Source organism: Klebsiella pneumoniae subsp. pneumoniae HS11286, assembly GCF_000240185.1.
GTDB lineage: Bacteria > Pseudomonadota > Gammaproteobacteria > Enterobacterales > Enterobacteriaceae > Klebsiella > Klebsiella pneumoniae.
The window spans coordinates 2770693-2796860 of sequence record NC_016845.1 but is presented as its reverse complement, the minus strand read 5'-3'; the positions used below and the strand labels follow the sequence as shown (position 1 = coordinate 2796860).

The 26168-nt window shown below is 55.5% G+C and carries 25 protein-coding genes and 2 other annotated features; of the genes, 16 read left to right on the top strand and 9 right to left on the bottom strand.

Translation table 11 applies throughout. The annotated features are described in order from the left end of the window. Window positions 1-24: 24 nt before the first annotated feature. The 9 genes from KPHS_27880 to KPHS_27800 all read left to right on the top strand — a co-directional run bounded on the left by KPHS_27880 (window position 25) and on the right by KPHS_27800 (window position 9338). Entirely contained in the window at window positions 25-906 is an 882-nt protein-coding gene (locus tag KPHS_27880) for a transcriptional regulator LysR (RefSeq protein YP_005227088.1), read from the top strand. Between the two features lie 403 nt (window positions 907-1309). Continuing rightward, window positions 1310-2545, top strand: a complete 1236-nt coding sequence (locus tag KPHS_27870; protein ID YP_005227087.1) for a cellobiose-specific PTS family enzyme IIC component — start codon at window positions 1310-1312, stop codon at window positions 2543-2545. 50 nt (window positions 2546-2595) lie between these two features. Continuing rightward, a complete protein-coding gene (locus tag KPHS_27860; RefSeq protein ID YP_005227086.1) occupies window positions 2596-5208 on the top strand; it encodes an alpha-L-rhamnosidase in 2613 nt (870 codons plus the stop codon). Between the two features lie 42 nt (window positions 5209-5250). Next, on the top strand, window positions 5251-6195 hold the full coding sequence (locus KPHS_27850) for a putative helix-turn-helix AraC-type transcriptional regulator (RefSeq protein ID YP_005227085.1): 945 nt from the start codon (window positions 5251-5253) through the stop codon (window positions 6193-6195). Window positions 6196-6381: 186 nt separating this feature from the next. Then, window positions 6382-7377 carry a carbohydrate porin gene (locus KPHS_27840; protein ID YP_005227084.1) on the top strand — a complete coding sequence of 332 codons (996 nt, stop codon included), beginning with the start codon at window positions 6382-6384 and terminating at the stop codon, window positions 7375-7377. Continuing rightward, entirely contained in the window at window positions 7355-7666 is a 312-nt protein-coding gene (locus KPHS_27830; protein ID YP_005227083.1) for a hypothetical protein, read from the top strand. Before KPHS_27840 ends, KPHS_27830 begins: the two co-directional genes overlap by 23 nt. Before the next feature lie 32 nt (window positions 7667-7698). After that, window positions 7699-8655 (top strand): esterase/lipase, encoded by a 957-nt coding sequence (locus KPHS_27820; RefSeq protein YP_005227082.1) that lies wholly within the window; start codon window positions 7699-7701, stop codon window positions 8653-8655. Between the two features lie 35 nt (window positions 8656-8690). Then, entirely contained in the window at window positions 8691-9014 is a 324-nt protein-coding gene (locus KPHS_27810; protein YP_005227081.1) for a lactose/cellobiose-specific PTS family enzyme IIB component, read from the top strand. 9 nt (window positions 9015-9023) lie between these two features. Beyond that, window positions 9024-9338, top strand: a complete 315-nt coding sequence (locus KPHS_27800; RefSeq protein ID YP_005227080.1) for a putative lactose/cellobiose-specific PTS family enzyme IIA component — start codon at window positions 9024-9026, stop codon at window positions 9336-9338. Window positions 9339-9378: 40 nt separating this feature from the next. Here the strand turns inward: KPHS_27800 and KPHS_27790 are convergent, their stop codons facing one another. Next, window positions 9379-10785, bottom strand: a complete 1407-nt coding sequence (locus KPHS_27790) for a putative transport protein (protein ID YP_005227079.1) — start codon at window positions 10783-10785, stop codon at window positions 9379-9381. Window positions 10786-11372: 587 nt separating this feature from the next. On the opposite strand from KPHS_27790, the gene KPHS_27780 reads away from it, so the two are divergent. From KPHS_27780 to KPHS_27760, 3 genes are all read left to right on the top strand, one after another. Then, a complete protein-coding gene (locus tag KPHS_27780) occupies window positions 11373-12053 on the top strand; it encodes an MgtC family magnesium transporter (RefSeq protein ID YP_005227078.1) in 681 nt (226 codons plus the stop codon). A 142-nt stretch (window positions 12054-12195) separates the two neighbouring features. Continuing rightward, window positions 12196-12708 carry a putative ATPase gene (locus KPHS_27770; RefSeq protein ID YP_005227077.1) on the top strand — a complete coding sequence of 171 codons (513 nt, stop codon included), beginning with the start codon at window positions 12196-12198 and terminating at the stop codon, window positions 12706-12708. Next, window positions 12196-13211: a sequence feature (potential frameshift: common BLAST hit: gi|152970372|ref|YP_001335481.1| putative ATPase), on the top strand. It overlaps the preceding gene by 513 nt. Beyond that, window positions 12726-13211, top strand: coding sequence for a putative ATPase (locus KPHS_27760; protein YP_005227076.1), 486 nt, complete (start codon window positions 12726-12728; stop codon window positions 13209-13211). Its footprint overlaps the feature before it by 486 nt. A 34-nt stretch (window positions 13212-13245) precedes the next feature. Here the strand turns inward: KPHS_27760 and KPHS_27750 are convergent, their stop codons facing one another. Together KPHS_27750 and KPHS_27740 are read right to left on the bottom strand one after the other, a co-directional pair. Continuing rightward, window positions 13246-15423, bottom strand: coding sequence for a putative catalase (hydroperoxidase I) (locus tag KPHS_27750; protein YP_005227075.1), 2178 nt, complete (start codon window positions 15421-15423; stop codon window positions 13246-13248). Window positions 15424-15691: 268 nt separating this feature from the next. Next, window positions 15692-16624 (bottom strand): putative LysR-family transcriptional regulator, encoded by a 933-nt coding sequence (locus KPHS_27740; protein ID YP_005227074.1) that lies wholly within the window; start codon window positions 16622-16624, stop codon window positions 15692-15694. Between the two features lie 99 nt (window positions 16625-16723). Here KPHS_27740 and KPHS_27730 point away from each other — a divergent pair, with 99 nt between their 5' ends. From KPHS_27730 to KPHS_27700, 4 genes are all read left to right on the top strand, one after another. Next, window positions 16724-17158 carry a DMT family transporter gene (locus KPHS_27730; protein YP_005227073.1) on the top strand — a complete coding sequence of 145 codons (435 nt, stop codon included), beginning with the start codon at window positions 16724-16726 and terminating at the stop codon, window positions 17156-17158. A 9-nt stretch (window positions 17159-17167) separates the two neighbouring features. Continuing rightward, window positions 17168-17644 carry a DMT family transporter gene (locus tag KPHS_27720; protein YP_005227072.1) on the top strand — a complete coding sequence of 159 codons (477 nt, stop codon included), beginning with the start codon at window positions 17168-17170 and terminating at the stop codon, window positions 17642-17644. Between the two features lie 243 nt (window positions 17645-17887). Beyond that, window positions 17888-19753 (top strand): cell elongation, e phase, peptidoglycan synthetase, penicillin-binding protein 2, encoded by a 1866-nt coding sequence (locus tag KPHS_27710; protein YP_005227071.1) that lies wholly within the window; start codon window positions 17888-17890, stop codon window positions 19751-19753. A 112-nt stretch (window positions 19754-19865) separates the two neighbouring features. Then, on the top strand, window positions 19866-20603 hold the full coding sequence (locus KPHS_27700) for a glutamine amidotransferase (protein ID YP_005227070.1): 738 nt from the start codon (window positions 19866-19868) through the stop codon (window positions 20601-20603). Here KPHS_27700 and KPHS_27690 read toward each other — a convergent pair. The 6 genes from KPHS_27690 to KPHS_27640 form a co-directional block, all read right to left on the bottom strand. Continuing rightward, on the bottom strand, window positions 20600-22096 hold the full coding sequence (locus tag KPHS_27690) for a coenzyme PQQ synthesis protein F (protein YP_005227069.1): 1497 nt from the start codon (window positions 22094-22096) through the stop codon (window positions 20600-20602). The two genes, KPHS_27700 and KPHS_27690, sit on opposite strands and share 4 nt — an antisense overlap. Then, window positions 20600-22884, bottom strand: a sequence feature (potential frameshift: common BLAST hit: gi|238894849|ref|YP_002919583.1| pyrroloquinoline quinone synthesis protein F). It overlaps the preceding gene by 1497 nt. Next, entirely contained in the window at window positions 22135-22884 is a 750-nt protein-coding gene (locus tag KPHS_27680) for a coenzyme PQQ synthesis protein F (RefSeq protein ID YP_005227068.1), read from the bottom strand. (Overlaps the previous feature by 750 nt.) Next, on the bottom strand, window positions 22884-24026 hold the full coding sequence (locus KPHS_27670; protein YP_005227067.1) for a pyrroloquinoline quinone biosynthesis protein PqqE: 1143 nt from the start codon (window positions 24024-24026) through the stop codon (window positions 22884-22886). Before KPHS_27670 ends, KPHS_27680 begins: the two co-directional genes overlap by 1 nt. Continuing rightward, window positions 24013-24291 carry a pyrroloquinoline quinone synthesis protein D gene (locus tag KPHS_27660; protein ID YP_005227066.1) on the bottom strand — a complete coding sequence of 93 codons (279 nt, stop codon included), beginning with the start codon at window positions 24289-24291 and terminating at the stop codon, window positions 24013-24015. Before KPHS_27660 ends, KPHS_27670 begins: the two co-directional genes overlap by 14 nt. A 2-nt stretch (window positions 24292-24293) precedes the next feature. Further along, window positions 24294-25049, bottom strand: a complete 756-nt coding sequence (locus KPHS_27650; RefSeq protein YP_005227065.1) for a pyrroloquinoline quinone synthesis protein C — start codon at window positions 25047-25049, stop codon at window positions 24294-24296. Further along, complete coding sequence (locus tag KPHS_27640) at window positions 25043-25969, bottom strand: pyrroloquinoline quinone synthesis protein B (protein ID YP_005227064.1); 927 nt, start codon at window positions 25967-25969, stop codon at window positions 25043-25045. The genes KPHS_27650 and KPHS_27640 overlap by 7 nt, the downstream gene beginning before the upstream one ends. Between the last annotated feature and the right edge of the window lie 199 nt (window positions 25970-26168).

Here is a 26168-nt window from a genome sequence, read left to right as displayed (position 1 = left end):
GGCGGGGTTCAAACGGGAAAGAGAATGGATATTAAGCAACTCAAGTATTTGATCGCGCTCGATCAGACGCGCCATTTTGGCCAGGCGGCGGCGGCCTGTCATATTACCCAGCCGACGCTCTCCATGCGCATTCGTAACCTGGAAGAGGAGCTGAACCTGACGCTGATCCAGCGCGGCCAACGCTTTGAAGGTTTTACCCCGGAGGGAGAGCGGATCCTGGCCTGGGCGCGGGCGGTGCTGGCCGCTCATGACGGCCTGGCGGCAGAGGCGGCCATCTGTCGCGGGCAGATGGTCGGCCAGCTGCGGGTCGGTATGGTGCCGCTGGCGAGCCTCAATCCGATGCAGTTGATTAAACCCCTGGCGGAGAAATATCCGGCGCTGCAGTTCAGCCTGTTGTCGATGACCTCGGAGCAGATTATCGATGGCGTCAGCCGTAATCAGCTGGATCTGGGGATTTGTTATCTGCAGCATCTGGATGAAGGTCAGTTCAAGATTGCTCGCTTGCCGCAAACCCGGATGGGGCTCCTGCACGATAAACGCCATTTCGACTTCAGCGCCGGGACGCCGGGATGGGAGACGCTGGCGACGCTGCCCCTCGGCTTTTTGACCAAGGGGATGTATTACCGGGAATCGATTGAAATCAGCTTTAAGGCCAAAGGGCTAACGCCGAGGTATGTCTTCGAAAGTGATTCGACGTTTCAGATTATCCAGGCGGTGCAGGCGGGGATCTGCTGCGCCATTATGCCGCTTAACAACGGCCTCGAAGCGCTAAGCGATAATCTTGAAATTCTGCCGATCGCCGAAACCCATGTTGATTCACAGCTGGCGCTGATTATGCGCCAGCAGGAACCAGTCTCGACCCTGGCGGAAAAATGCTTCGCCGAGGCGCAGGGGATATTTGGCTGAGGCCGGGCCGCCGACCTGGCGGCTTGTCACTAAAATGCCTAAACGCCCCTCTGATGGGAAAGTGTCAATATAGCCCCGGTGATGCTGGACCGTTGGTAAAAGTGGTATTGCGGCGCCGCTTAATGCTGTCCAGAAGTTACAAGCCTTAATGACAATTTTTTATCCCTCCTGCAGTACACATCACAAATATTAACTATGGCAACAGCCGTCATTTAAGTTAACAACAACCGATATGTATTACTCCCTAATGATATATTAGGCTGACTTCCTGGTTAGATTATGATGCATTAATGTCATGCCGGCATATGAATTCTTAAATGAATATGTCTGAAAACTAATAATATCACGGACTGTTTACATGTCATCTCATACCAACATTGTACAAGAAAAGGCTTTGCAACTGATGCAAAGTATTGGTCAAAATACCTACCTTAAGTCAATCATGAGCGGTATGATGCTCATATTGCCAGTAACGATCATGAGTTCTGTGGCGACTTTGGTTAAAGTGTTTCCGTTTGCTCCATATCAGGATTTTTTGTTACGACACAACTTAACTCGCTTCTTTGATATCCCGATTACCTTCACGAATAATTTTTTAGCCGTGATTGTCGCTTTCTCCGTTGCCTATACGCTAGCGAAAAATTTCGATGTTGATGGCTTCATGTCAGGCCTGATTTCAATGATCTCTTTCTTTATTTTAACGCCGTATGATCTCGGTGAAATAGGGCCGTTAGGGCAATCATTTTCAATCCCTGGCCAATGGCTGGGGCCCATGGGGCTGTTTACCGCCATTCTGGTGGCGATAATTTCAACACGAATATTCGTGGCGATAACTCGCAAGGGGTTGATTATCAAAATGCCAGAAAATGTCCCTGAATTTATCTCTAAATCGTTCTCTTCATTGATTCCAGGAATCGCCATCCTGACGCTGTTTACAATTATCTCCGCAGTCATTACCAGCGTTGGTTATGGGAGCATTCACGAAATTATTTATAAATTAATCCAGGTTCCGCTAACATCACTTGGATCCGGAATCTGGTCACTCATCTTTGTTGCTGTTGTTGCGCAATTGCTATGGTTTTTTGGGCTGCATGGCCACGCTATCACCCTCGGTATCGTAGCGCCGATCTGGTTTGCCATGGATGCCCAGCAGCTTGCTGCGTATGCTGCAGGCGTCGACTTACCCAACATCACCGGCTTTGCGTTCTTTATGACTTATGGCGCTGCTGGAGATTTATTGCCGCTGGCTATAATGCTCGCTTTTTTCGCGAAGAGCGCACGCTATAAAACGCTCGGTAAGATCGCCTTGCCGCCAGCTATCTTCACCATTGGCGAACCGATGGCTTATGGCGTGCCGCTGGTAATGAATTTTACTCTGGCGATTCCTTATATTTTTATCAATGGCATCATGCTCGGCATTGCATGGTATCTAACGGTCATTGGCGTATTGCCTCGCGTCGCTGGGGTGAGTACCCCGGCCGGCATGCCGATCATTATTTCTGGTTTTATGCAGGGGAGCTGGAAAATTGCCGCTTTCCAATTTATAGGACTTTTTGCGCGATTTGCAGGATGGTATTTCTTCTTCAAGACTGCCGATCTTGTCGCTTGCCGGGAAGAAAATCAGACGGATACCATTTGAATGCTCCTTAAAAAAATGCCAGCAACGCCAATTTAGCCATGGTGGGAAAGATGTTAAGTATCAATTACCAAACGGAAAACATTATTGTCGATCATCTGCCAATTATGGTGTGCTGGTCTACCAATTATCCTCAAAAGTCATTTTCGATAAAAGTGTATAAAGGTGCCGAACTGGTATCTCTTATCGCAAGAGAGGGTAATAATACAATTGTCACTCTCGATGCAATATCGTTACAAAGCTTTACTTCTTATACCATAGAAGTCCTTACCCACGGTGACAATGGTGAGAACAACGTTTTCAGAAACAGTTTTACAACCAGTAATCTTGGCCATTTTTCTGGCCGCTGGGTGAGCGGTGGGCATCACTTCACTAATGATATTCATTACTATCGCGGTAAACGTAATGTGGTGATGAGAAAAAAAATTTATCTCGACGAAGACCTCCTCGATGCCTATATCAGTATTGTTGGTCTTGGTTTTTATAAATTGTATATCAACGGTAAAGAGGTCACACGCGGTGAGCTCAATACTGACTGGACAAATTATGCTAAAATTATTTATTATGATACTTACAATATAAAGCCGTTTATTAATCAGCCGAAAAATGAAGTCATTGTTGAGCTAGCCGATGGCTGGTTTAATCCAGCACCGCTTAAATTATTTGGTAAATATAACCTGAGAGAGACCTTAACCATCGGTGAACCACAGGTCATCGCTGACATTTATATGAGGTTTGCAGATCGCGAAATGATCATCGGTAGTGATGCCGACTGGCAATATTGCGAAGGCGCTTATACCTTCAATAATATCTATTTGGGCGAACGCCTGGATATGAAACTGTTTCGCGGAGACAACACCACCGATTTGCTGATGCCTGACTGGAAAAATGTGGTGCTGAGCAACGGGCCTGAAGGCCGTCTGGTCTCGAGTTTTATTCCGAAAATTAACCATACGTTGTCCCTCGGGGCAGAGCATATCCACGTCGTAGACGAAGAGACATTCATTATTGATTTCGGTGCCATCGTCACCGGATTTATCGATTTATCCATTACCGCGTCTGAGAATCAACGTGTGGAACTGCTCTATAGCGAAAACGTTGATGAAAACTACGAACTAAACACTGACTCCACCCTTGCGGGATTTGTCGGCAAACAGGTTACTGAAGGTGTGATTATTGACGGCGGAATTGGAGCACCGGCGAGGGCGGAGCAGAAGGATGCCTTTGAATGCCGCAGTGGGAAGAATCATTTTATCAATGCCTTTACCTGTCATTCGTTTCGCTATGTGCAGTTAAGCGGTATTAATATTGAACAATTAAACAACGTTCAGGCGCTTTCAGTACATACAGTACTAAGGGAAAACGGGGGCTTTTACTGCTCAGATCCTTACATAAATAAGCTCTTTGAGGTTGCTAAAAGAACCAAACTGAATAACATTCATTCGGTCTTCGGGGATTGTGCCCGCGAACGTTTCGCCTATGGCGGAGACATTGTCGCGTTGGCCCGGTCGCAAGTGTATCAGTTTGACTCTGCCGCTATTTATAAGAAAACTATCTTTGATTTTATCAATGATATTCGTCCCTGTGGTGGTGTGACGGAAACTGCGCCATTTATGGGAATTAAGACTAATGGAGTCGGCGGGGAAACGGGCCCCCTGGGCTGGCAACTGGTATTACCTTATTTGATAGCCATTCACTATCGACATTATGGCAATGTCAATCTGCTGGCCGAAAGCTTGCCATTTCTTGAGAAGCAGATCCTCTCCCTGGAAATGCGCGACTTTGATGACCTGGTGACCTGCTGCCTGGGTGACTGGGGAAGCCGCGTTCATGATATGCGTAATTACAAAAATGGCTCGCCAGCTCTCCATTTCACCAGTGCTTGTTTCTATTATTATCATTTGTTAATTATCGCAAAAATATGTGATGATCTTGGCTTTAAAGAAAAATGGCTAAAATATATTGGCAAGGCCAATAAAATTAGAGAGAAAATTTTATCACTCTATAAGAATACGGATGGCAGCTTTGCCGATCGCAGTCAGACCAGCTTTGTTTTTGCAATCTACTTCGATTTGTGTGATGATATCGAGAGTTCATTGAATGCATTGATCGATCTCATCAAAAAAGAGCAAAATGTTATCACTTGTGGGATTTTTGGCCAAAGTTTTGCCTATGAAATATTTCATCGCTATGGTCATAATGAATTAATCCTTGAATGGTTAAGAGTCGAAGCCGGATTCAAGAAAATGCTTAAAAATGATGCCAGCACATTGAAGGAATTTTTCGGTGATAACCTGAATGGTTCGAATAATCATGCGATGTTCAGTTCTTATTCCAGTTGGCTGTTTCAGGCTTTGGGCGGCATTACCGTCGCTGAGGAGGCGGTTGGTGCTGATGTTATTTTAATCAGTCCATCCTTTACTGACACGATTAACTTTGTGGATTGCTGGCATCAAACCATCAGAGGGCGTATTGAGTGTCGCTGGCGGCGCTATAAAAAAGGCATAGAATTAGTCATCAAAGTGCCATTTAACCTCAAAAAATGCACTCTTAAATTACCAAAAGTGTATCAACTTAATAAACAATTACCTGCGCCGATAGACTGTGATACCTATCATCACTTTTATGACATTACCGATGCAGGTGAGATAAAAGTACTATTGTAATGATAGTGCATACCCAAACGTTCGCTCCAGTTAGGTACTTTTATGTTACACCATGATATTCATGAAAAGCTACTGGCTTATACCGATAGAGAACTCGAACTGCTTCGCGCTAACTATCAACTGTGTCATAAATTCAAAAGCCATATGGAGCGAAGGTTTTTCAAAGACAACTACATTCATATTGAAAAGCAGACCCGATTTACTAAAATTCCGTTGCATTCTCATGGCTTTATCGAGCTTATTTATATATATCAGGGTAAAATGCATCAGAAGATTAATGAAGAAAGTCTCACTTTAGGTAAGGGGGAGATCCTGCTTATCAACCAGTTTGCCAGACACGAAATTGAAGCCGCAGGGCAGAATGATATTATCATCAATTTTATTATTAAGACCGAATTTTTCGGTCGACTCATGTCCCTTTTTGACGAAAATAACATCATTTCCCGTTTTATCCTTTCAGCAATTAATGGCAGAAAAAAACATGGAGAGCATATTCACTTTAAAGTGGGGGAAATCGACGCAATTCAAAACATTATGCATGTCATCATTAGCGAGATCTACAGTAATAACCACTTAAAAGAGATACGCGTCAATTTCCTGGTGGGACTGTTGATGACCGAACTGCTCTCGAATGTGCAAGCCAGCGATTACCATATCAACGGCAGTTACAATGAATCACTTGCCATGGCCGTGTTGAGATATATTGATACCGATTATAAAACTGCCAGCCTGAAAGAGATCTCCTGTCGTTTAAATCAGCCTAATTATAAGGTGAGTAAACTGATAAAAGACTTCACTGGTAAGAACTTTAGCGATTTGTTGGTTGAAAAACGCCTGGATGTGTTGATCCATCTCCTTAAGCATACTAATCACTCTATTATTGATGTTATTAATATGACGGGTTATGAAAACGCCTCGCATTGTTATAAGGTATTTAAAGAGAAATATAATATGAGTATTAAGGAGTATCGTGATCTGAACTCCTGAATAGTAAATTGGCTCACAGCGTTCCTGCTATTGCATGTTTTTGTAATAAGTAAAATCGGCAACAACCGATATATAAAAAGGCAAGCTGGGTTATAACACGGGTGGTATTCTTTAAATAAAATCAGATAAGCAATAAAAATAATAATTTTATTTATTTTATATCTCTTACCCGATGGAGTCTGAAGAATGAACCCCAGAATTATTATTTCAGGTGTTATCTCATGTTTTCTGCCTGCGACCTTATGCCATGCGGCCAATCTAAGCGACGACGGCAGCTTCCAGTTAAATGGATATGGCATGGTGGCTGGAGATTTTCAGAGCGAACTAAACCGTCCCAAAAACATGTCGTTGCATACCGATCCCACCGGACCTAATCAGGATCCTCGTGGCAAAATGGGCGATTTGGGAAACAGTTTCTGGCACGATTACTGGACATCGCTGGCTATCACTAAAAAATGGCAGGGGCTGGCTTCTCCCGAGCAATGGGCTGATTACACCTATGAAATGGTGGGTTACGGCGATAAAACGGTAGAAACGGCACAGAATTATGGGCGCTTTGGTGGGCTCTCTTTTCTTCCCGAGGGCGCAAACATTTGGGCTGGGCGTCGTTACCTCGATCAACGTATTAATATCTTCGCTTACAATACCAAAGAAGTACATATTGATTCCGGCCTCGGTTATAACAGTAAGAATTTTGATTTGAACGTTGGTACCGACCAGATCGACTGGTCCAGCGATACCGCGCCGCAGGCGATAGAAGGCTCGCGGCGCATCGTTGATATGGCTTATCGTATCGATCAGACAGAGCTGGGTATGACCTATGTTAAAGAAATTGATGACCCGTTGGGCACTGGCAAGCAGAAAGCAATTAGTTTTTCCGCGAAATACAGCATGCCGTCTTTTTGGGGAGTGGCAAAGGGACAATCGACAGTCAAATTACAGTATGGTAAAGGGGTTATTGCTCCTTATCTGAACACCAGTCGTATTACCGTCCTTAGCGAAGAGGGCGATTGTTCAATGCGTTTTTCCACCGACGGAAACTTGACGTTATTTGATGATTTTGCCGTCTCGCCGGCTTTCATCTATGAATATACCAAGCGTGAAAAAACTGCTGACCGAACCACCTTTATACCTGATACAGGTTATTCAGGGGGGGGACATGACCTATGGTTCCGCAAATGAAACCGGGATCTTTACCGGCGTAAACGTTAAACAAAACATTCATCACCAAAATCTCTCCATGTTGTATGAAGTCATGGTGAATAACACTATCAATAAAAATGGCGTCGAAGGTGCCAGCGGCGTCGGCTACAAAATTGCCGCCGGCCCGGCCCTGCAACTGGATGTTTTACCGTATGTCGCGCCGATTCTCAGTTTGACGGTTACCTACGCAGGCGGGGACAAAGAGGTCACGTTATTGCCGGAAGACTCGGAGTGGCGAGTCGGGTATCGAATGGAAGTCTGGTTCTGAATCATTACTACATCACTACAGGATATTACCCTATGAACAAACACGTCGCTGCTATGCTGACGATGCTTATTATTCCGTCTGCTTTTGCACAAACACCTTTAACAGACAGCAAAACTATCGTTATTAAACCCAGCGCTCTGGCCGTCGAGATGGTGCCTGATATTGCCTATTCATTTACGCAAAATATCATGGGACGACCGCTCCAGTTAACGATGGATTTGCTCAAGCCTTATGCTGATAAACCGTTACCCGCAGTAGTATTTATTACCGGCGGCGGCTTTCTCGATGCGCCCAAATCAAAATTCATCGGTCAGCGGGTCGATATTGCCCGGGCCGGTTACGTCGTCGCCAGCATTACCTATCGGGTCGTACCCAATGTGACTTTCCCGGGCATGGTTGAAGATGCGAAAACGGCGGTCAGATTTTTACGCGCCAATGCTGAAAAATTAGGCATCGATCCCAACCATATCGCTGTGATGGGCGAGTCGGCGGGTGGGTATTTAGCCGCCATGGTGGGTACCACCAGCGGCCATAAGGAATTCGACCAGGGAGAGTATTCAAATCAAAGCAGCGATGTGCAGGCGGTGGTTGATCTCTATGGCCTGTCCGATCTGACGAAAGTCGGGGCTGACTTTTCCGCGGACATTCAAAAAGCGCATCAGTCACCGGCCATACCAGAGGCGATGCTGGTTAATGGTATTCCCTGGCAAGGCGGTGGCGCGATCTCCGCCTATCCCGAAAAGGCGAAACGGGCTAATCCTATCACCTGGATTTCGAATAAAACGCCGCCTTTTCTGCTAATGAACGGCGATGCCGACAATGTGGTTTCACCCAGCCAGTCAACGCTTTTACACGAGGCGCTGGTAGCGAAAAAAATACCGTCCACCCATTACGTGGTGAAAGGGGCGGATCACGCAGGTTTGATGTGGTATCAGCCTGAAGTATCAAAAATTATTATTAATTTTTTTAGACCAAAATCTCAAAGATAAGCATCAATAATACGTTACAGGAACAGGTAAATAAGATGAAAAAAATATTTTTGTGCTGCGCTGCCGGCATGTCAACGAGCATGGTAATGAATAAAATGAAACAAGCGGCCGCGGCGCAAGGCATTGCTGTCGATATTATTGCTGTTTCAATGGATGATTTTGATCGCACGTTACCAAATTACGATTGCTGTCTTTTAGGGCCGCAGATCAAATATAAATTCGAAGAATTTAACAAAAAGGCCGCTGCGGTGGGCAAGAGAGTCGCCGTTATCGATAGCATGGATTACGGCATGATGCGTGGCGATAAAATTCTTGCTGCGGCGCTGGCGCTGCTGGATGAACCTTCACTTAACAAGTAGGGAAACCGTATGGATATGGAAGCAACCGTCATGGAACTCATCATTAACGCCGGTGAGTCCCGCAGTCTGGCGATGCAGGCGCTGCAAGCCGCCAGAAAAGGAGTGTGGCAGGACGTTGATAGGCTGATGCAGGACGCCGCAGATGCCGCAAAACGCGCGCATGATGTACAAACCATGCTTATCGGTATGGATGAGGGCTGTGGCAAAGTACCGGTTAATCTTATTCTGGTACATGCCCAGGATCATATAATGACCTCTATGCTTGCGCGGGAGTTGATCGCGGAGCTTATTGAGGTTCAGCGCCAGCTGCAACATCGCAACTGATAAAATATGTCGCCGCCGTCACCCTCGGCGGCGACCGCCATCAGATATTCTCCAGACGAATGCCCCGCGTTCTCGGGCCGAAGATCCCTACCGACAGCATCACCATCAGCATACTGACGACGATAAAGCTAATTACTCCCGGCGTGCCGGCGTATTGCAGAATAATGCCGATCAGAATGCTGGTCACCGCGGTCGAGAGCCGGCTGAACGAGTAGCAGAAGCCGACGGCGCGGGCGCGAATATGGGTCGGGAAGACCTCGGCCTGGTAGGCGTGGTAGCTGATGGTCAGCCAGGCGTTGGACCAGGTGATCATAAACCCGCAGATCACCAACAGGATCGGACTGTTTTGCAGAGCGAACAGGGTGCCGAAGATAACGGTCATCAGCGCGGAGAGGACAATCTGCCACTTGTTTTCAAAACGATGCACGAAGCGGGTGCAGAACAGACAGCCCAGCGGATAGGCGAGGGTGATAAAGAAGGCGTACAGCAGGCTATGGGTGATGCTGGCGCCCTGACCGGAGAGCAGCGCCGGCAGCCAGTTGCCAAAGCCGAAGAAACCGATCGCCTGGAAGAAGTTCATCACCATCAGCATCAGGGTGCGCTGCCGATACTGCGGCGCCCAGATTTCGCGGAAGGTGCCGCGTTTGACGACGCTCTGTGCCGCATGCGCATGCTTTGGCGACGGCGTCAGGCCGCAGCGGGCTTCCATCTCACACATCACCGTATGCGCGTCATCATGCCTCCCTTTGCTTTCCAGCCAGCGGGCTGACTCCGGTAGCTTTTTACGGATAAACCAGATCGCCAGCGAGAACAGTGCGCCAAAGATGATCACCCAGCGCCAGCCGCTGAGGCCGAACAGGGTGGTCGGCACCAGCATCCAGGACATCAGCGCCACCGCCGGAACCGAGAGGAACTGGATGAAGAAGGCAAAGGCAAAGGCTTTATTGCGCAGATGGGTTGGCACCCATTCGCTGAGATAGGTATCAATGGTCACCAGCTCAATGCCGAGGCCGATCCCCACCAGAAAGCGGAAGAAGATCACCCCTTCCGCGCTACTCTGCGTCGCCATCAGCAGCGAAAAAAGACCGTACCAGGCGAGCGCCACCATAAAGGTCAGGCGGCGGCCCAGTTTGTCCGCCAGCGGCGCCAGCAGACTGGCGCCGATAAACAGCCCCATAAAGGTGGCGGAGGCGAAGGCCGCCTGGTCGGCGATGCCGAAGATGCCCGCCTGTCCGGTGTGGAAAATGCCCTCCGCCAGCAGGCCCGCGCTGATATACCCGGTCTGGAAGAGATCGTAGAGCTCAAAGAAGCCGCCAAGTGAGAGCAGGGTAATAAACGACCATAACCCAAATGAGGCGGGCAGCGCATCAATGCGTCCGGTTAAGCTGGCGTGCGGTTGTCCTGGCGAAGCATAGGGCGTTTCGCCGAGAACCTGGGTGGTAGACATGGTGTTGTGTTCCTCAGGAAGAATGGTTTGCCTGCTAATGTTAATTGATTGTTAATAGTTTTAAATTTTTAATCCTTAGCCTTAGCGACATTCTTTAGCGTAAGATCGCGCTGGGGAGACATAAAGTTGATATTCATGCTGGTTTTCGCCGCATCCCAGCGAAGGAATTGAAGTAAATCACCGCTGACGGCATTTTAGTCGCCTGGCGATGTCACGCTACGCAGGACCCGCGAAAGACAAACTAAACGAATCGTCACCGGCGGCGTTTTCGTGCTTTACCCATCATTACCCCGGGCTATAATGTGCCCACTTTTATTCAGGAGTCATACGTTGGACAGTCACCCTTATTGCGATTTTCCGGCAAGCTAACGCGATCATTTCGCTGCTTGCCGTCCCGGCGGGCAGCAATCTCTCAGTTCCGGATTGCCTCCCTCAATAATTTATGCGCCATTGAGCGCGAGAGGCAGCGTTATGTTTATGTTTTCCAGACCCTTATTTCCTCCACCATCATCCACCGGCTAATCGCCCGGCGCGGCTGAGCGCTACATCTGTAATTTTTGGCTTTCTGTTTTCTGGAGGAAGGCGCGATGGTATTTCCTTATATGACACATTTACTCGCGGCAATGTTGTTGGGGGCGCTGATCGGCGCGGAAAGACAGTGGCGACAACGTATGGCCGGTTTACGCACCAATGCCCTGGTGGCCACCGGCGCGGCGGTGTTTATTCTCAGCGCGATGTCGGCCTCGCCGGACAGCCCGGGGCGTATTGCAGCGCAGATCGTCTCCGGTATCGGCTTCCTTGGGGCAGGGGTGATTATGCGCGATGGTATGAACGTCCGCGGCCTCAATACCGCCGCCACGCTGTGGTGTTCGGCCGGGATCGGCGTACTCTGCGGCCTGGGACAGTTCTGGAACGCGACGGCGGCTACGCTGATTATTCTGTGCGCCAATATCCTGCTGCGCGAGGCGGCGCAGCGCATTCATGCCTTGCCGGGGGCCGGTGACGAAGAGAAACGCTATGTCTTACGCGTCACCTGTCTGCGCGAACATGAAAATGCCGTGCGTCAGCTGTTGCTGAATATTGCGCAGCAGCAGCGGTTTACCCTGCAGGGATTGCAGTCGGCGGCGGCGGACACAGCGGACCATCTGGAGATTTGCGCGCAGCTGATTAGTCATAAGCAGCACCAAAAAACGCTGGCGCAAATTATGGCGCAAATGGGCGTTCAGCAGAACGTCACATCGGTGCACTGGCGTGTCGGAGAGGCGTAGGGGCTGGCGGCGGAGCAGCGGAAATGGCCGCTCGTCGCGCGATTCGCCATCCCGCGGGAAAGCGGCTAGAATGGCCTCCTCGCAGGAGGTTATAAGAATGTTAAATAATGGATGTGTACCCTCGGAATCTGGTCCCACAGAGGTGACGGCTGATTTTCGTTTTACCCGCGTGATGGCCGAGCAGGCGGCGCGGGCGCGTCTGACGCTGGACGACGATCAGCTGTCACTCATCGCCCGCCTTGACGCCCTCGGTCAGCAGTTGGTGTCCACGACAGGCAGGCCGCAGGGGGTATACGTCTGGGGACGTACCGGGCGAGGGAAAAGCTTTATCCTCGACCACTTTTTCGCCAGCCTGCCGCTCGCCGCCAGGCGGCGGGTCCATTTTCATCACTTCTTCCGCGAACTGCACCAGCGGCTGAATGCCCCCGGAGCGCCCGACCTGCAGACGGTGATGAGGCAGATGACATCCGGTTGCCGCCTGCTATGCTTCGACGAATTTCATCTGCACGACCCCGGCGACGCCATGCTGATTAAAGCCTTGCTGGAACACCTCTTTCAACACGGTATCGTGCTGCTGGCCACCTCAAACTACCCGCCGGAGATGCTGCTGCCCAATCCGCTGTATCACGATCGCTTTTACCGTCGATCGCGCTGATCCGCGCCCATCTAACGGTGGTGGCGCTGAACGGCGAGGAAGATTATCGCGAACGGCATCTGAGCCAGGATAACGCCTTCTGCAGCGGGCGGATGTGGGTTAATCCGAATGCACAACAGCGTCAGCTGTATGACCTGCCGTCGCTGCCTGGCGAACCGGTTTCGCTGACGGTAGGCTATCGCACGCTGCTGGCGGCCGCGGCGTCGCCCGCGTTGCTGCACTTCACCTTTACCCAGCTTTGTCAGGCCGCCACGGCGGTGATGGACTATCTGACGCTCTGCGAAAGCTATGCCGTCTGGCTACTGGACGAGGTGCCGCCATTGGCTACGGTGGGGCCGGCGACCCAGCAGCGCTTTATCAATGTGATTGATGTGCTGTATGAAAAGCAGATCCGCCTGCTGCTGGTGACCCGCTGCGACCTGGAGACGCTGGTGGAAGGGGTGGAACTGGAGGATATTCAACGAACGCGGAGTCGCCTGCAACAGCTGCCGCGGGCGGTATAAGAAAAACGCCCCGGCGGGAGCCGGGGCGAGGGGATTACAGATCGAAGCGGTCGAGGTTCATCACCTTGGTCCAGGCGGCAACGAAGTCATGCACCAGCTTCTGCTGCCCGTCGGCGCAGGCGTACACTTCCGCCAGGGCGCGCAGTACCGAGTTGGAGCCAAACACCAGATCCACGCGGGTGGCGCTGTACTTCGCTTCGCCGGTTTTACGGTCGCTGCCGGTAAACAGCTCCGCGTTATCATCGGCCGCTTTCCAGACGGTAGCCATATCAAGCAGATTAACGAAGAAGTCATTGCTGAGCACGCCGACGCGGTCGGTAAACACCCCGTGTTTGCTGCCGTCGTAGTTCGCGCCCAGTACGCGCAAGCCACCGACCAGCACGGTCATTTCCGGGGCGGTTAGCGTCAGCTGCTGCGCTTTATCGATCAGAAGGGTTTCCGTCGAGACACCGCCTTCGATACGGCGATAGTTGCGGAAGCCATCCGCCAGCGGCTGCAGCAGATCAAACGACTCGACGTCGGTCTGCTCAGGCAGAGCGTCGACGCGGCCTGGGGTAAACGGCACATTGACGCTGACGCCGGCGGCAGCGGCCGCCTGCTCAACGCCGACCACGCCGGCCAGCACGATAATATCGGCCAGCGACGCTTTGCCGGAGGCGCGCTGGATCGCCTGCAGGGTCGGCAGCACCCGGCTGGCGATGGCGTTAACCGGCCAGTCTTTCTGCGGGGCCAGCGCCAGACGCGCGCCGTTAGCGCCGCCGCGTTTATCGCCGCCGCGGAAGGTGGAGGCGGACGCCCAGGCGACCGAGACCAGCTCACTGACCGACAGGCCGGCGCCGGCGATGGCGGTTTTCAGGCTGGCGATATCTTCCGCGCTCGGCTGATGGGTCGCTGCCGGCAGCGGATCCTGCCAAATCAGATCTTCTTTCGGCACTTCCGGCCCGAGGTAACGGGATTTTGGCCCCATATCACGGTGGGTCAGCTTGAACCACGCCCGGGCGAACGCCTCGTTAAAGGCCTGCGGATCGTTGAGGAAGCGGCGGGAGATTTTTTCAAACTCCGGGTCGAAGCGCAGGGTCAGGTCGGTGACCAGCATGGTCGGTTTGCGCTTTTTCTCCGGGTTAAACGGATCCGGGATAATCTCCGGCGCGTCTTTGGCTTCGAACTGGATCGCGCCAGCCGGGCTGCGGGTCTGCACCCATTCGTATTTGAACAGGTTTTCGAAAAAGTAGTTGCTCCACTGGGTGGGCGTCTGCGTCCAGACCACTTCCAGACCGGAGGTGATGGCGTCCGCGCCTGCGCCGCTGCCGTAGCTGGAGTGCCAGCCCAGACCCTGCGCTTCCAGCGGCGCGGCTTCCGGCTCGGCGCCGACGTGGCTGGTTTCTGCGGCGCCGTGGGTTTTGCCCAGCGTATGGCCGCCGGCGATCAGCGCGACGATCTCTTCATCGTCCATCGCCATATTGCCGAAGGTGGCGCGAATGGCCGCCGCGGCGGACAGCGGCTCGCCGCTGGCGTTCGGACCTTCCGGGTTGACATAAATCAGACCCATTTCGGTGGCACCGATGGCCTGTTTCGCCAGGCTTTCCGGATGACGGTGGGCCAGCCACTCTTTCTCATCGCCCCAGTCGACGTCGAGATCCGGTTCCCAGACGTCTTCGCGACCGGCGCCAAAGCCAAAGGTGCGGAAGCCAGCGTTTTCCAGAGCGACGTTACCCGCCAGCATGTAAAGGTCGGCCCAGGAGATTTTCTGGCCATATTTCTGTTTCACCGGCCACAGCAGACGGCGGGCCTTATCGAGGCTGACGTTGTCAGGCCAGGAGTTCAGGGGAGCAAAGCGCTGCTGTCCACGACCTGCGCCGCCGCGACCGTCAACGGTGCGGTAGGTGCCGGCGCCGTGCCAGGCCATACGAATAAACAAGCCAATATAGCTACCCCAGTCTGCCGGCCACCACTCTTGCGAATCGGTCAGCAGCGCTCTGAGATCAGCCTTCAGCGCGGAGTAATCGAGCTTTTTAAACTCTTCCCTGTAGTTAAAATTCTCACCCAACGGGTTGGAGCGATTGGAGTGCTGGTTTAACAGATCGACACGCAGCTGGTTCGGCCACCAGTCGCGGTTGGCGGTGCCGCTGCCGGCGCTCTGTTTTGGCGTCTCGGCGTGGAAAGGGCACTTCCCGGCGGATGCATTGTTGGATGGGTCGTTAGACGTGCTCATATCAGGCTCCGTTTGCTTTTGTGAATGCCGTTACGATATACACTGCTACCAATAAGCGATATTTGAATGAATCTACGGATTTAATAGCTATTTCCGTTCAATGAAGGGTTAGGCAACCCCCTGGTGGGACCGTGTCGGCCTGGAGATTGAGATTAACCTCATTAGTAACCATAGCCGTAACGAGGCGGCAAAGGAAACGATCCGCGTCAAGCTGGGCGAAGAAATGCTAATTGTTTGAGATATGACAAGTTTTACTACGAAACTCGCATTAGCGCTGCCAGTAGGGCGGCGATCCAAACACGTCGGCAAAATAGTCAATCACTGTCCGCACGTTGAGAGAGGGATGGCGGGTATAAGGATAAATCGCCGCGATATACGATGGCGTGTGGCTGATGGCCGCCGAATAGCGATCCATCAGCGTGACTAATGTCCCGTTGTGCAGCGCCTCGCTGACCATCCAGTCGGGAAATAACACGATCCCCATCCCGCCGATGGCTGAAGTGAGCAGGGCATCGGCATTGTTCGAGGTCATGAGCGGGGTCAACGGATAGTGCACCCATGCCTCTTCGCGCTGGCGAAACAGCCAGCGGTTGGCTCCCTGCGAACCGCCATACACCAGCGTGCAATGTTGATGCAATGCCTCCGGCGAAGTCGGGCTGCCGTACCGTGAAACATACTCCGGGGAGGCGGTCAGGTAATAGCGCTGGCTGCCAAACACTCTGGCGTGATAGCCCGCGTCCGGCAGGCTGCTGATGCGAAAAAGGATATCCGTCGCATCGCGATGGGGATCGATAAAATCGTCGGTCAGCGTCAGGTCAAACTGCAGTTTGGGATGCAGGGCCGCCAGTTCCGGAAGCCAGGGGGCGATATGCCGCTGACCAAAATAGACCGGCGCATTGATCCGCACCAGCCCGCCGGGGACCTGTGCCCGATCCTGTAACGCCCGTTGCGCGTCGGCGTACTGTCCCAGCAGTTCCCGGGCGGACGCTGCGAAAAGGCGTCCTGCTTCGGTCGGTACCACGGCACGGGTGTTGCGGTAGAACAGCTGCTGCCCGAGGGCATCTTCCAGCTGCTGGATGGTTCGCGAGATCAGCGAGGGAGAGACCCCTTCGCGGCGGGCCACTACGGAAAAACTCTGGTTATCGTAAACCGCGATGAAAAGCTGAAGGGCGCGAAAATCGACGCTGCTGGCATCGGCCATCTGTGCAATTCCTGCAATAGTGTTTTCTGCATTATACCGTTTATCGCATCAGCACGCTGTTTTATCCTCAGCCGCCTGTTGTACAGAGGAGGCGCAGTAATGGCGTTATTATTCATTTTATTAGTGATTGCCGGCGGCATGGGATTATCGGTCGAGGCCGGCCTGCTGGGGCCGCTGGCGAGCCAGGTGGGGGATCTGTGGGCAACCATGAGCATCTTTGGGATTGGCGCAGTGTTAACCTTTTTTCTGATGCTCTTTTTCAGCCCGCGTAGCAGCCCGTCGTTCTTTTCTCTGCCCGGCTGGCAACTCACCGGCGGTCTGTTGGGGGCGGGGTACGTGGTGATCTTGACTGTGGCGACGCCGGTGATTGGTATTGCCATGACCATGATCGGCATCCTGGCGGGTCAGATTGCGAAAAGCCTGGCGATCGACCATTACGGGTTATTCGGTAGCCCACGGCGCAAAATCGATCCGCGGCGCGCCATGGCGCTGATGTTGATTATGGCGGCGTTACTGCTGGTGGCTCTGGGTTAAGGAGGGGAAATGGATACGATAGTGATCATTCTGGCACTGTGCGGCGGCGCATTGCTTAGCGTCCAGGCGGCGATAAATGGCCGTCTTGGCAGCCAGGTGGGGGTGCTGCGCAGCGCCTTTTTAACCTTCGCCACCGGCGCGCTGGTGACGGGATTGCTGATCCTGTTTTTTGCTCCAGCGACGTCGGTAAACCTGCTACAGGTGCCTAAGTGGCAGCTGCTGGGCGCATTTTGCGGCGTGCCCTACATCGTCATTATGGTGCTGGCGGTGCAGCGGATAGGCACCGCTACGGCCACCGTGGCGGTGATCTTTGGCCAGCTGACGATGAGCCTGCTGATCGACAACTTTGGCTGGCTGGGCAACAGCACGATGGCGTTCTCGCCGGCGCGACTGGCGGCGGTGATATGTCTGGCCCTCGCGCTGTACTTAATCTATACCTCAGGGAAGTCGGCTACCTCCCACGTGGCGGCCCGCGCAGAACAGTGAGCTGCGCCGACGCGTCGGGCATCGTGAATATAGCCTGACGCGTCACGGGCAAGGTTAAGAATAACGATCCCTCTAACATGCTGAAACATTTCTGCCAGATCATTAGCAACCTTTCAGTAGGGCTGACGCTGCGATAAGGCTATGCTTCCCGGCCGTTACGCCGTTGGCTTTTCCAGTGATTCAGGTGATGTACCGCTAATGCCCCTTTTGAGAGACGAAATTCGCGACCACTCCGCGGAAGAGATGCTGTTTATCCGCCGGGCCGCAATTGCTTTTCTGCTGGTGGTGGTCTGCTTTGGCGTGCTGATCGTTAACCTCTACCATCTGCAGGTGGAGCAGCACGATTTTTACCAGACCCGGTCAAACCAGAACGACATCAAAATGCTGCCCATCGCCCCCAGCCGCGGGCTGATATTCGATCGCAACGGCATTCCGCTGGTGCAGAATATCACCCTGTATCGCCTGCAGGTGATCCCGAGCAAAATTCACGATATGGCCGCGCTGTTGCAGCAGCTGACGCCTATCGTCGACCTGACGCCGGACGACATCGCCAGCTTTCGCGACGATATGCACCACACCAGCCGCTACAAAGCGGTCACCCTCAAGTCAGACCTCAGCGATGTGGAGGTGGCCCGCTTCGCGGTCAACGAATTCCGTTTCCCCGGCGTGACGGTGGAGAGCTACCAACAACGGGAATACCCCTACGGCGCAGAGCTGGCGCACGTGGTGGGCTATGTGTCGAAAATCAACGACAGCGATCTGCAGCGGCTGGCGAAAAACGGCGAAGAGGAGAACTACGCCGCCGACCGCAATATCGGTAAGCAGGGCATCGAGGGCTATTATGAAAAAGCGCTCCACGGCACCACCGGCTATCAGGAAGTGGAGGTGGATAACCACGGCCGGGTGGTGCGTCTACTGAAAGAGGTGCCGCCGGTGGCCGGAAAAAACCTCTATCTGACTCTCGACCTTCATCTCCAGCAGTATATTGAGTCGGTGCTGAAGGGACAGCGGGCGGCGGTGGTGGTGGTCGACCCGCGGGATGGCGGCGTGCTGGCGATGGTCTCCAGTCCCAGCTACGATCCTAATCCGTTCGTCAAAGGTATCGGCTATCAGGCCTATAAATCGCTGCTGGAGAATCCGGACCGGCCGCTGATCAACCGCGTCACCCAGGGGCTATATCCTCCGGCTTCGACGGTCAAACCCTATATGGCGCTGTCGGCGCTCTCCGCTGGGGTCATCACCCCGAACACCACCTTCTTCGGGGCGCCGACGTGGACGCTGCCGGGCACGCAACGCCGCTACCGCGACTGGCTGAAAACCGGCCACGGCATGCTCAACGTGACTAAAGCCATCGAAGAGTCAGCGGACACCTTTTTCTATCAGGTCGCCTTCGAGATGGGCATTGACCGGATCCATGAATGGCTGAGCAAGTTCGGCTACGGCCAGTCCACCGGCATCGACCTTAATGAGGAGTACGCCGGGGTGCTGCCCAGCCGGGAGTGGAAACAGCGGGTGCATAAAAAGCCCTGGTATCAGGGGGACACCATCTCGGTCGGCATCGGCCAGGGGTACTGGATCGCCACCCCGATCCAGATGGTGAAGGCGCTTACCACTCTGCTGAACAATGGTAAAGTACAGGATCCGCATCTGCTCTATTCGATGAAGCAGGGCAACCATGTGGAACGTTATCAGCAGCCGGCGAACCTGCCGCAGGTGGGTGACCCGAAATCCCCGTACTGGGGCATTGTGCGCAACGGCATGTATGGGATGGCGAATCAGCCCAACGGCACCGGCTATAAGCTGTTTCATACTGCGCCGTATCAGATCGCGGCGAAGTCCGGGACCTCGCAGGTCTTTAGCCTGAAGCAAAACCAGACCTATAACGCCAAAATGATCCCGGTGCGTCTGCGCGACCATATCTTCTACACCCTGTTTGCCCCTTATCAGCATCCGAAGGTGGCGATGGCGCTGATTCTGGAGAACGGCGGCGGGGATGGGGTGGTGGCCGGACCGACGGCGCGCGCCATCCTGGACCATATTTTTGTCCCGCAGCAGGCATCTTCGGCGGCAGCCGATGTGCCGCAGCGTGATAGCGCCGATGCCCAGTAAGCGACAGGACTTATTCCGCAGGCGCATCGTCCATAGTAATTGGTTATTTGTCCCATCGTCTTCCCGGCGGCATAGTGTTTTACGGGAACATGACCCGGAGCGAGGAGGAAAGGTGACACGTAACCGATTACTGCTGGTCCAGACCGGCACGCCGCCGACGGCCATTCGCCAGGCGCATGGCGATCTGCCGCGCTGGTTTCGCACGCTGCTGGCGCCGTGGCAGACGCAGCTCACCACGGTGCGGGTGTTTGAAGATGAACCGCTGCCGACGCCGGATAACCAAACCTTAGCGGTGCTAACCGGCTCGTGGGCGATGGTAACCGATCGTCTGGCGTGGAGCGAACGGACCGCCGACTGGATCCGGCAGGCGGTGGCTATCGACATGCCGCTGTTCGGCGTTTGTTATGGTCATCAGCTGATGGCCCATGCCCTGGGGGGCGAGGTGGCGTATCATCCTGGCGGGCGGGAAAGCGGCAGCCAAACCATTACGCTGTCGCCATGGGGTGTCGATGATCCGCTGCTGAGCGGCCTGCCGGCTACATTTCCTGCGCATCTGAGCCATTTGCAAACCGTGACTCGTCTGCCGGAAGGGGCCACGGTGCTGGCCGCGTCCGCCCACGATCCCCACCAGATTGTGCGCTATGGGCCTCACGCGGTCTCTACGCAATTTCACCCGGAATTTACCGCGCCGATAGCCCGTTCGCTGATCCGCCACCGGGAGGCGGTGCTGCAGGCGGAAGGTATTGACGCGCAGCGGTTACACGAAGAGGTGCAGGAGAGCCCGCAGGGCGCGGCGATCCTTACGCGCTTCGTCAGCGCCTTTCTGACCCCGGATGCCCCCGGCCATTAATCCCCTGTCGTGAATAGCACCTGCCAGCGGCGACGCCGGCGGGTCATTTCGCGTGCCAGATCGGCCACCTCTGCAACGCGCAGCGCGTCGACCGCCTGCGGCGTTAGCTCTGGTAAACCATACTCCTGACGCAGGGCGGACAGCGCCCGCGCCTCTGGCGGCCTGCTGGCGCGGATCTGAGCGGCCAGGCGCTGCTGTAGCGGTCTGAAGGTCGCCTCATCCATGGGGGCCAGCTGGCGCAGAAAGTCTTTACCACAGCGCAGCAATTCCCCGGCGCGGCGATCCGGGGACTGGAGCGCCATCAGCAGCCCGTCGCGATCGGCGACCCGCTGATAGCGGCAGCTCACCACATAGCCAATCTGCTGCTCCACCCGCAGGCGCTGGAAAAATAGCGGCTCACAATGCTGCGCCAGCAGCCGCAGGGCCGCCAGCGAGGCGCCATCCGGCAGCGGAATAAAGACCAGCAGCGCCGTATCGCCTCCCGGATAAACCAGACGTTCGACGCCGCGGCGGCAGGGCGCCGGAGCGGGCATCGGCGGATTAACCGGGGCGGTAATCAGGCTCAGCTGACGCGCTATCCACTGCGCATCTTCTGCGCTGCCGCCGGCCAGGGCCGCCAGCCAACCTTTCTGATGCCCGCATGTACCCAGCCGTTCGGGGAGTTGAGCCATGAGATAACGGATAGCGATACTTTCCGGCGGTGGGGTCAGCGAGGCGACCGGGAGCGCGAGCTGCCGCAGGATGGCCTGCAGGATCGCCTCCGGCCGTCGGCCTGGCTCCGGCAGCTGGAGGGTCAACTGCCAGCTGCCGTCGAACAGATGCCACTCGCCGTGTCCCCCGGCATGGCGCAGGGCGGCAAGCTGTGGGCGCAGCTGTTCCCCACGCGCCAGTCCTTCGGCCTGATCGGGCGAGCAGTAGAAGGGCGGTCGCAGCAGGAGCCTCGGCGGCTCTCCCGGTGACGGGAGGTGGAGCAGCGGCGCGGCTTCCTCCGGGCATTTGGCAACGAGATCGCCAGCGGCCTGCGGATAAAAAGCGAACGCCAGCGCCGGGTCAGACTCAGGGCGGCGGCGCCAGCGGCTAAGCGGCAGGCTAAAGCCCTGGGTGGCAACAGGCTCCCCTGGGGAAACGGTCTGACAGGCCAGTCTGACCGACGGGGCGGCCTGCAGGGCGGCGCAAAAATCGGCGAACCCGGCGGGCGGCGCGCCGGGGGCAAAGCCGAATGCCCGCTGGCGCAGCTGATCGAGAGGCGACAGCGCCTGAAAGCGGCGCCGGGATAGCTGATAGTAGTGTAGCTGCTGCTCAGGCGTCGTTTGCTGTAGCGCCTGCAGCCAGTGGGTTATCTGCCGGTCGACCTCTTCCGGCCGGTCGCTGGCGAAGACCAGCGCCAGCCAGCCGAGGTGCCGATCCTGATACAGCCAGTTCAGCGCCACATCCCCGGCCAGCCGGCGCTGGCGCAGGCCGGCCATCAGGCTGCCGGGGGCTTCATCCAGCAAAAACTCGCGCAGTAACGTGACGTTGTCACTTAAAGCGATCAGCGGGCAGCGCCACAGCGCGGGCTGGCTGGAGACCGCCAGCTGCAGTGCAGTGAACTCGCCCAGGCGCAGCGGCGGCGCCGGCGGCGGAGCCTCGCCTGCGGCAAGCCCGGCGGCGAACGGGCCGCCAGCTCGCCGAGAGCCTCCAGCGACTGCGGCCCCTGCAGCCAGAGCTGCATTCGCCGGGCGACGTAATGGGTGCGGTGAAAATCGCCTAAGGCGGCCTGCAGCGCAGCGAGATCGCCCGCCAGCGCGTCGGCGCTGCCAACCTGAAAGCGGCGAAACGCCGCGGGCGCGCTGGCGGCGTGGCGCACCGCGGCTTCCCGGCGCGATGGCTCATGCTGCTGGATCAGGCGGTACTCGGCGTCAATCACCGCCACTTCGCGCTGAATATCTTCCCTGAGCAGCAGCGGGGCCTGCAGCATCTCCTGTAGACGCGCGACACCATCAGCCAGAGCATCGGCGGCAACCTCGAAAAAGAACGCGCTATGGCGAGCCAGGGTGGTGGCATTCACGCTTCCGCCCTGGCGCTGCACCCAGCCCATCAGTCGGTCATCATCCTGGTAGCGCTCTCCGCCGTAAAACAGCAGATGTTCCAGCAGGTGCGCCAGCCCAGGGAAGCGCGACGGTTCGTGGTGGCTGCCGGCGGCGACCCGCGCCAGGGCAGCCGCACGATCCGCCTGCGGCTGATGGACCAGGGTGGCCTGCAGGCCGCCCGGCAAAGTGACGGTGCGGGTCGCCAGCGTCATTACAGGTCCCGGGTTTGGAAGATCAGCTGCGAGCGGGTACGGTTGCGGAACTGCAGCTGGCTGACTTTTATGTCGCTGCAGGCCGCTTCGCGCCGGGCCTCGAGGATTTTGTGATGATGCGGGGATTTGCTGCACACCGGGTCGGCGTTATCGGCGCTGCCGGTCAGCATAAAGGCCTGGCAGCGGCAGCCGCCGAAGTCCTTCTCTTTTTCATCACAGGAGCGGCACGGCTCCGGCATCCAGTCATACCCGCGGTAGCGATTGAAGCCGAATGAGTCATACCAGATCGATTCCAGACTCTGCTCCAGCACCGACGGAAACGCCACCGGCAGCTGGCGCGCGCTGTGGCAAGGCAGGGCGGTGCCTTCCGGGGTGACGCTGAGGAAAATCGATCCCCAGCCGCCCATGCAGCCTTTCGGCCGCTCTTCGTAATAGTCCGGGGTGACGAACAGCAGGTTGGTGAGGTTGCCGCTGGCGGCCATTTTCTGCCGGTAGTCAGCGACCACCTGCTCGGCGCGGGCGATCTGTTCCCGGGTCGGCAGCAGCCCTTCGCGATTAAGAAACGCCCACCCGTAGAACTGGCAGGTGGCCAGCTCAACGTCATCGGCTTCCAGCTCAATGCACAGCTCGATAATTTTATCGAGCTGGTCGATGTTGTGCCGGTGGAGAACGAAGTTGAGCACCATCGGGTAGTCGCGCGCTTTCACGGCTTTGGCCATGGTCAGCTTCTGCTGGAAGGCTTTTTTGTTGCCGGCCAGCGCGGCGTTGAGCACTTCATCGCTGGCCTGGAAGCTAATCTGGATATGGTCCAGCCCGGCCTCGCTGAAGGCGTCCAGTTTGCTCTCCGTCAGCCCTATCCCGGAGGTGATCAGGTTGGTATAGAACCCGAGGTCGCGCGCGGCGCGGATCAGCTCCGGCAGATCTTTACGGGTCAGCGGCTCGCCGCCGGAAAAGCCCAGCTGAACGCTGCCCATCGCCCGCGCCTGGCGAAAGACCTCGATCCATTGTTCGGTGGTCAGCTCCTTATCCTGCCGGGCGAAGTCCAGCGGATTGGAACAGTAGGGACACTGCAGCGGGCAGCGGTAGGTCAGCTCCGCCAGCAGCCACAGTGGCGGATTGACGGTGGGTTTACTCTGGCTCACGGCAGGTGATCCACTTCTGTTGACAGGCGATCTGCAGGAACTCGATGACGTCGTCATCGACGCCGCCGGCTTCCGGGAAACGTTCATTAAGCATGGCGATAATCGCCGCGACGTCGCGCCGGCCATCGACCAGCTCGAGGATCGCCGCGGCGGTCTCATTGAGTTTGGCCATACCCTCCGGATAGAGGATCACATGGCTCTCCTGGGCGGCTTCCCACTGCAGTCGGTAGCCGCGACGAAAGGCAACGATGGACGTTTTTTGCATGATTACACCAGTCGGGTCGTGTGCCAGGCCGCCTTGTCGGTGACCGTGTGATAGGGCGGGCGCTGCAGGGCATAGGCCATGGTCATGGCATCGAGCATCGACCACAGAATGTCGAGCTTAAACTGCAGGATCTCCAGCATCCGGTTCTGTTTTTCAGCGCTGTCACAGTAGGCCTTCGCCAGCGCCAGGCCATGCTCAACGTCGCGATTGGCCTGGCTCAGACGACTGCGGAAGTAAAAGTAGCCTTCCTCTTTGATCCATGGATAGTGCTGCGGCCAGCTGTCGAGGCGCGACTGATGGATCTGCGGGGCGAACAGCTCGGTCAGGGAGCTGCAGGCCGCCTCCTGCCAGCAGGCGCGACGAGCGAAATTGAGATAGGCATCCACTGCGAAGCGCACGCCGGGCAGCACGTGACGCTCGCTGAGCAGATCGTCGCGGCTCAAACCGACCGCTTCCCCCAGCCGCAGCCAGGCTTCAATCCCGCCGTCCTCGCCGTGGCTGCCGTCGTGGTCGAGGATCCGCTGCACCCATTTGCGCCGGGTTTGCGCATCCGGGCAGTTGGCCATAATCGCCGCGTCTTTCAGCGGAATAGTGGTCTGGTAATAAAACCGGTTCGCCACCCAACCCTGAATTTGCTCGCGGGTCGCGTCGCCGTTATGCATGGCGATGTGGTAAGGGTGGTGAATATGGTAGAAGGCGCCTTTAGCCCGCAGAGCCTCTTCAAAGGCCTGCGGCGACAGCGTGTCAGTGATCAGCATGCGGTATCCTGAAGGGTGATTGCCATCCCGTCCCAGCTCACTTCGATCCCCTGTTGCGTTAGCGCCTGGCGCTGGGGAGACTGCTCGTTAAGGATCGGGTTGGTGTTATTAATATGAATGAGAATTTTGCGTTTTGCCGGCAGAGAGGCCAGCAGGGCCATCATCCCGTGCTCGTCGCCGAGCGCCAGGTGGCCCATATCGCGGCCGGTATTGCGTCCGACGCCGGCGGCCTGCAGCTCGTCATCCTGCCAGACGGTGCCATCGATCAGCAGACAGTCCGCTTTTTGCAGCCACGGCAGAAGGGTTTCATCCGGCTCACCCAGCCCCGGGGCATAGAACAGCGTCTGCCCGTTGCGGCGGTTTTCGATAAACAGCGCCACGTTATGACCCGGCAGCGGCCGGTCGCGATACGGCGAATAGGGCGGCGCGTTGCTGGCGATAGGCACCGCGGTAAACTGCAAATCAGGACAGGCGTCAACGGTAAAAGGCTGCTGCGGAGCGATGGGATGATGCACCAGGCCGCCGTTCCAGTGCCGCAGCATGGTAAACACCGGGAAGCCGGTGGAGAGATCCTCATGAACCTCCGGGGTGCACCAGACCTGATGTGGGCAGCCTTCCCGCAGGCTCAGCAACCCGGTTGTGTGGTCGATCTGGCTGTCGGTGAGAATAATGCCGCCGATATGCGTTCCGCGCAGTACGCCGGCTTTATTTAACTCGGGGGTATTGGCAATCTGCTGGCTGATATCCGGCGAGGCGTTGCACAGCACCCACTCTTTACCGTTGTCGCTGACGATAATTGACGACTGGGTGCGGGGGGCAGCCTGAATGGTGCCATCGCGCAGACCCTGACAGTTGGCGCAGTTGCAGTTCCATTGCGGGAAACCGCCGCCGGCGGCGGAACCGAGGACTTTAATGAACATGAAGACGGACCGGGTAATGAATGAAGGTGCCCGCGCGAACGGCGGGCGGGGCGATTAACGGTTAGAAATGTACAGCGTCACTTCCAGACCGAGACGTAAATCGATAAAAGCAGGTTTCTTCCACATGTTTTGTTCCTCTTAAAAATGACTACAGGCCTCACGGATAATGGTGGATCTGTGACGGCTGCCGCATATTGCG

Bases quoted from the DNA above. Each gene is read 5' to 3' on its own strand.
- KPHS_27880 (YP_005227088.1), top strand. From the start codon at position 25: ATGGATATTAAGCAACTCAAGTATTTGATCGCGCTCGATCAGACGCGC.
- KPHS_27870 (YP_005227087.1), top strand. From the start codon at position 1,310: ATGCAAAGTATTGGTCAAAATACCTACCTTAAGTCAATCATGAGCGGT.
- KPHS_27860 (YP_005227086.1), top strand. From the start codon at position 2,596: ATGTTAAGTATCAATTACCAAACGGAAAACATTATTGTCGATCATCTG.
- KPHS_27850 (YP_005227085.1), top strand. From the start codon at position 5,251: ATGTTACACCATGATATTCATGAAAAGCTACTGGCTTATACCGATAGA.
- KPHS_27840 (YP_005227084.1), top strand. From the start codon at position 6,382: ATGAACCCCAGAATTATTATTTCAGGTGTTATCTCATGTTTTCTGCCT.
- KPHS_27830 (YP_005227083.1), top strand. From the start codon at position 7,355: ATGACCTATGGTTCCGCAAATGAAACCGGGATCTTTACCGGCGTAAAC.
- KPHS_27820 (YP_005227082.1), top strand. From the start codon at position 7,699: ATGAACAAACACGTCGCTGCTATGCTGACGATGCTTATTATTCCGTCT.
- KPHS_27810 (YP_005227081.1), top strand. From the start codon at position 8,691: ATGAAAAAAATATTTTTGTGCTGCGCTGCCGGCATGTCAACGAGCATG.
- KPHS_27800 (YP_005227080.1), top strand. From the start codon at position 9,024: ATGGATATGGAAGCAACCGTCATGGAACTCATCATTAACGCCGGTGAG.
- KPHS_27790 (YP_005227079.1), bottom strand. From the start codon at position 10,785: ATGTCTACCACCCAGGTTCTCGGCGAAACGCCCTATGCTTCGCCAGGA.
- KPHS_27780 (YP_005227078.1), top strand. From the start codon at position 11,373: ATGGTATTTCCTTATATGACACATTTACTCGCGGCAATGTTGTTGGGG.
- KPHS_27750 (YP_005227075.1), bottom strand. From the start codon at position 15,423: ATGAGCACGTCTAACGACCCATCCAACAATGCATCCGCCGGGAAGTGC.
- KPHS_27740 (YP_005227074.1), bottom strand. From the start codon at position 16,624: ATGGCCGATGCCAGCAGCGTCGATTTTCGCGCCCTTCAGCTTTTCATC.
- KPHS_27730 (YP_005227073.1), top strand. From the start codon at position 16,724: ATGGCGTTATTATTCATTTTATTAGTGATTGCCGGCGGCATGGGATTA.
- KPHS_27720 (YP_005227072.1), top strand. From the start codon at position 17,168: ATGGATACGATAGTGATCATTCTGGCACTGTGCGGCGGCGCATTGCTT.
- KPHS_27710 (YP_005227071.1), top strand. From the start codon at position 17,888: ATGCTGTTTATCCGCCGGGCCGCAATTGCTTTTCTGCTGGTGGTGGTC.
- KPHS_27680 (YP_005227068.1), bottom strand. From the start codon at position 22,884: ATGACGCTGGCGACCCGCACCGTCACTTTGCCGGGCGGCCTGCAGGCC.
- KPHS_27660 (YP_005227066.1), bottom strand. From the start codon at position 24,291: ATGCAAAAAACGTCCATCGTTGCCTTTCGTCGCGGCTACCGACTGCAG.
- KPHS_27650 (YP_005227065.1), bottom strand. From the start codon at position 25,049: ATGCTGATCACTGACACGCTGTCGCCGCAGGCCTTTGAAGAGGCTCTG.
- KPHS_27640 (YP_005227064.1), bottom strand. From the start codon at position 25,969: ATGTTCATTAAAGTCCTCGGTTCCGCCGCCGGCGGCGGTTTCCCGCAA.